Here is a 5,934-nt window from a genome sequence, read left to right on the forward strand (position 1 = left end):
GCCGCCGGGTTGGGCGCCATGAAAAAAACCGGGGGTGGGGCCCCCCCCGGGGGGGGGCCCCCCACGCCAAGCGATTACGTGTTGTTGTGGTCGATCTTGATCGTTGGGTCGGCACCGGTTACCAGCGAGTTGATCGAGGTTGAGGACCAGTTCACCCCTTCGAGCTTGATCGTCACGTCCGCGTTGGCAATACCGCCGGCGGCATTGAGCTTGCCTTCGGAGCTGACCTGCAGCGTCGACTCGCCGTTAACCGTGGTGATCTTCAGGTAGTTGTCGATGGTGCTGGCCTTCTCGCCCTGGAGCAGGTCGCTCAGGTCCAGACGGTCACCTTCGGCCGCCTTGAAGTCCTTGATGATGTCGTTGCCGATATCACCCGCCTTCCAGACGAAGGTGTCGGCACCGCTGCCACCGGTCATGGTGTCGTTGCCCTGGCCGCCGAACAGGATGTCGTTGCCCTCGCCACCCAGCAGGGTGTCGTTGCCGGTACCGCCGAGCAGGATGTCATTGCCCTTGCCGCCATCCAGGTAATCGTTACCGCCCTGGCCGAACAGAATGTCGTTGCCATCGCCGCCGTACAGCGTGTCGTTGCCGTCACTGCTGCGCGAGATATCGAACTCGCTGACGTGCTCGGTGACGTACTGGTGCATGGCCTTGCTGTCCACCGCACTGGCATCCAGCCCGGTCTTCAGCGCGACGTAGCTTTGCAGCGCTTCCACACCGTTGCCCGACACCTGCGAGAACATGATCAGGTCGCCGAACACGATGTCGTTGCCGTCGCCGGCATTGACCGTGTCGTTGCCTGGCAGCGTCGCCTCGGTGTGGCCGAGGATGGCGTTGGCCAGGTTGCTCGGGTCGATGTTGGTCTGCGGCACGCCGTCGGAGTCGTACGGTTTCAGGTCGTTGACGTCCACGCCGCTGCCGATGCCGATGGCCTCGATGGTCGGCGAGAGCGCCTTGAGTACCGCGTAGGCGCTCTTCGAGTTGGAGGTGGTGTCGGAGTCGGTATAGCTACCTTGGCCGGCCAGGCTCGACAGTTCGTAGGTCCCGTCGCCCTGGGCGTGCAGGGTACCGCTGAGGGACGAATACCAACTGCCGTTCTTGTACAGGTTCAGGTTGCCGCTGCTGTCGATGGTCAGCTTGTTGCTGCTGTCCAGGTTGACGTTGATCACCTGGCCGATCTTGTAATTGATCGACGTGAGGTAGGTGTCCATCGTCAGGTTGGCCTTGCTGCCACTGTAGGTGATCAGCGTCGGGTTGGTGCGTTCGCCGGTCTGGTAGTAGGTCGGCTGGCCGTCGGTAATGAAGAACGTCTGGTTGGTACCGGTGGCACCGGAGTCCTTCAGGGCCTGGAACCAGTTGGCCGTGGTCTTGAAGGCGTCCTCGTAGTTGGTGCCGCCGTTGGCCGTCATGGCGGTCAGGGCGTTTTTCAGGGTCTGCAGGGAGCCGCTGTCGGCCAGGTTGACCGAAACGGTGGTCTTGACCTGCGTAGCGAAGTCCACCAGCAGGATGTTGACCGTACCGGAGCTGGCGCCCTGGACGCTGTTGGACAGCGTGGTGAATACCGACTGCAGGGCTTTCTGCGCCGCGTCCACCGAGTCTTTCATACTGCCCGAGGTGTCGACGATGAACGCCAGGTTGTAGTTCTGCCCGGCGACCACGTGCAGGCCGTTGATGTCGGCGGCGATGATGTCGTTGCCATCGGTACCGTTCCAGTTGTCACTGTCGGCGGTGGCGTTGGTCGCCACGGCGTAAGTGTCGCCGTACACGGTGACCTTGATGGTGCCAGGGGTGTTGGCGGTGCTGCCGTTGATGGTCTCGGTGGATGTGGCGTTGACCGTCACATCGAAGCTGCCGCTGTAGTAGGCCGGCGGCTTGATGGTCAGGGTGCTCAGGTTCCAGCCGGTGACGTCCACCGCGGTTGCGCCGACGGAGATGCTGTGACCGGCGCCGTCGCTGATCACCGAACCGCTCGGGATACCGGCGAGCTTGACCGCCAGGGTCTCGGAGCCGTCGGTGTCGGTCAGTGCCGAGCTGATGCCCACCAGCTTGACGGTGCCGTTCTCGCGGCCTTCGTTGAGTTTATAGCCGTCGTAGTAGCCCTTGCCGCTGGAGCCGTGCAGGTCGGAGACGGTGACGCCGGCCGCTGCCAGTGCGGCGACGGTCGGATACAGCGCGGTGCCGACCTGGCTCACGTCGATGGTCGCCCCGCCGTTGACCGACAGGTTGACGTCGTAGCTGCCCGGACCTGCCTGGTTGTAGTGGTAGATCTCGACGGTGTAGTAACCGCTCTTGGTTGGCGTGAAGGTGCCGTTGAGCTGGCCACCGGCGCCCCAGGTGGTGCTGGCCACGTCTTTACCGCCGACCACTACCGCCAGGCTGTCGTCGCCGACGCCGGTGAATTTGTAGGTCGAGCCGGCTTCCATGTACATCAGGCCGGAGGTCTTCGAGGCGATGCCCGGCGCCACGTCTCCGGTGGAGGCGACGTTGGTGGCGATGGCACTGGTCTGGCCTTTGCCGGCAGCGTCGATCACCGATTTCAGGGTGGCTGCGTCGGCGCCGTTGCCGTTGGTGCCCAGGCCGGACAGGCCGGTCCAGGTTTCTTTGGTCAGGCCGATCGAGGCCACGGCGTTGCTGCCGATGGTCAGGGTCGGTTTGTCGGCAACCGGGGTGATGTCGATTTTCAGCGTGGCTTCGTTGCCCAGATCCTTGCCGTCGAACGGCTTGTACTTGATCTGCGCGTAGTCGGCCTGCTGGTTGCCCACGCCGGTGCCGCCGTTGGCGGTAATGCCGGATTCGTTGGCTTTGGGCACGAACTTCAGGTTGCCGGCGTCGATGTCCGCCTTGCTGAAGACCTTGCCGGCATCGGCGCTGGTCAGGGTCTTCCAGGTGGTGCCGTCCTTGTATTGCAGGGTGCCGTTGGCCGGAAGCTGGGTGATAGTGACGCCCAGGGCGCTCTGCACGTTGTCCAGGTCGGTGACGCCGAGGCTGCTCCAGGTCACGGCCAGGTCGGTGTCTTCGGTGCCCGTCAACTCGCCGCCCGCGGCGGTTGGCGCGTCGTTCACCGGAATCACGTTGACCGTAGTGGTGGCGACGTTGGAGGTGTTGACCCCGTCGGTCACCGTCACGGTGATGATCCGCGGCGTGTTGCTCGGGTCATCGCTGGTGTTGATGAACGTGATGTTCTTCAGCGCCTGGATGTAGTTGGCGATGGTGGCGTTGCCGGACAGCGTCAGCACCACTTTGTCGTTGGTGCTGTTGGCGTTGATGCTGATGCCGTTGACGCTGTTGCCCAGGTTCAGCGCATCGCCGGCCATGCGGTTGGTCAGCGTGACGGTGGCACCGGTCATATTGGTGCTGTCGATATCGGTGATGCTCAGGTCGACATCGCCGATGGACACGCCGGAGCCGGCCTGGCCTTCGGTGAAGGTGACCTGGTAATCCGCGCCGGTCTTGCCGCTGGAGTCGTTGGCGTCCAGATCCAGAATCGGTGCCGGTTCGAAGATCTGCGTCGTCACGCTGCCTGCGGTGCCGCTGACCACCACGCTCTCGAAGTTGCCGCCGGTGGCCGAATCGACCTTGACGGTGAACTGCTCGGTGCCTTCGGTGACGTTGTCCTTGATGGTCGGGATGGTGAAGTCGACCTTGCTGGCGCCGGACGGGATGGTCACGGTGGTTACACCGGTGAAGTCCGAGCCGTTGGTGGCGGTGCCGGAGTAACTCAGCTTGACGGTCACCGCTGCCTGCGACGGGTTGCTCAGGTTGAGGGTATACGTCGCGATGCCGCCCTCGGCCACCGAGGTAGTACCGGTGATGCTGATGGTGGTCGGGGTGTTGGTATCCGTGACCTGAGTGACCGCCGCCGTGGTGCTGTAGGCCAGGTTCTCGAAGCCGCCGCCGCTGGCGCCGGTGATCTTGGTGCTCAGGGTGGTGGCGTCGATGTACGGCGTATCCGCTGGCGCCGGCACGGTGATGCTGTTGGACAGTTGGTCTTTGCCGATGACGATGGTCGAGCCGTTGGACAGGGTCACCGTCACTGGCGACGCGGCCGGGTTGGTCAGCGTTGCGGTGTAGGTGATCTGGCCGCCTTCGGCTACCGAAGTGGTGGCGCTCAGGCTCACGGTGGTGGTGTCGATCGGGCCGTCGCTGACCGTGGTGCTCGGCGTACCGGCGGTGACCAGCTTCTCGTAGTTGCCGCCGCTGGTGCTGGTAATGCTGTTGGTCAGCGTCGGGTTGGTGGTGTAGACGTTGTTCGGCGCGGTGTAGTTGACCGTGCCGGTGCTTTGACCGACCAGGATGGTGATGGTCTGGTTGTTGGCCAGGGTCAGCACCAGGTTCGAGCCGGTGACGGGCGCGCTGACGGTCGCGGTGTAGGTGACGACGCCGCCTTCTACCACGCTTGGGGTGGCGGTCAGCGTCACGGTCGAGGTATCGATCGTGTCGGTGACGGCGGTCACAGCCGGGGTCGAACTGACGTTCAGCTTCTCGAAATCACCGCCGCTGGTGCCGGTGATGGTGGCGCTGACGTTGCCGCTGTCGACGTAGACAGTGTTTTTCGGCGCATCGATGGTCACGCTGCCTTCGGTAGCGTTCTTGGCGATGTTGATGGTCGAGCCGTTACTCAGGGTCACGGTCATCGCGGTGCCGGCCGGGTTGGTCAGCTTGGCGGTGTAAGTGATCTGGCCGCCTTCCTGGACGCTGCCGGTCGCGGTGAGGCTGACACCGGTGGTATCGAGGTTGTTCGGGTTGTCGTTGACGGTGGTCGACGGGGTGCCCGCAGTCACCAGCTTCTCGTAGTTGCCGCCGGTGACACCGGTGATGCTGTTGGTCAGTGCCGGGTTGGTGGCGTAGATGTTGTTCGGTGCGACGTAGTCGACCGAGCCGCTGCTGGCGTTGACCGCAATGGTGATGCTCTGGCCGTTGGCCAGGCTGATCACCAGAGGCGAGCCGGTGACCGGGGCGCTGACGGTGGCGGTGTAGGTGACGACGCCGCCCTCTACCACGCTTGGGGTCGCAGTCAGGGTTACGGTCGAAGTGTCGATGGTGTCGGTGACCGCGGTAACCGCAGGCGCCGAGCTGACATTCAGCTTCTCGAAATCACCGCCAGTGGTGCCGGTGATGGTGGCGCTGACGTTGCCGCTGTCCACGTATACGGTGTTTTTCGGGGCGGCGATGGTGATGCTGCCTTCGGTGGCGTCCTTGGCGATGGTGATGGTTTCACCGTTGCTCAGGGTCACCTTCATTTCCGTGCCGGCCGGATTGGTCAGTTTGGCGGTGTAGGTGATCTGGCCGCCTTCCTGGACGGTGCCGGTCGCGGTCAGCGAGACGCCAGTGGTGTCGAGGTGAGCGGGGTTATCCGTCACGGTGGTGGACGGCGTTCCGGCCGTGACCAACTTCTCGTAATTGCCGCCGGTGACACCGGTGATGCTGTTGGTCAGCGCTGCGTTGGTGTTGTAGACGTTGTTTGGTGCGACGTAGTCGACCGAGCCGCTCGACGCATTGACCGCGATGGTGATGCTCTGGCCGTTGGCGAGGCTGATGACCAGTGGTGCGCCGGTGACGGGTGCGCTGACGGTCGCGGTGTACGTGACGACGCCGCCTTCGGTCACGCTCGGGGTCGCAGTCAGGGTCACGGTCGAGGTGTCGATGGTGTCAGTCACGGCCGTCACGGCTGGCGTGCTGCTGACGTTCAACTTCTCGAAATCACCGCCAGTGGTGCCGGTGATGGTGGCGCTGACGTTGCCGCTGTCGACGTACACGGTGTTTTTCGGGGCGGCGATGGTGATGCTGCCTTCGGTGGCGTCCTTGGCGATGGTGATGGTTTCACCGTTGCTCAGGGTCACCTTCATTTCCGTGCCGGCCGGATTGGTCAGCTTCGCGGTGTAAGTGATCTGACCGCCTTCCTGGACGGTGCCAGTCGCGGTGAGCGAAACGCCG

Annotated in this window: 1 protein-coding gene; it reads right to left on the reverse strand. The window is 63.7% G+C overall.

Features of this window, described 5'->3' with window-relative positions; all coding sequences use genetic code 11:
* Nucleotides 1–74 precede the first annotated feature (74 nt).
* Nucleotides 75–5,934 (reverse strand): immunoglobulin-like domain-containing protein (locus NTD82_RS18400; protein ID WP_315974964.1); only part of this gene is annotated, 5,860 nt, incomplete at its 5' end.

Source organism: Pseudomonas sp. 5P_5.1_Bac1 (assembly GCF_025466015.1).
Taxonomy (GTDB): Bacteria; Pseudomonadota; Gammaproteobacteria; order Pseudomonadales; family Pseudomonadaceae; genus Aquipseudomonas.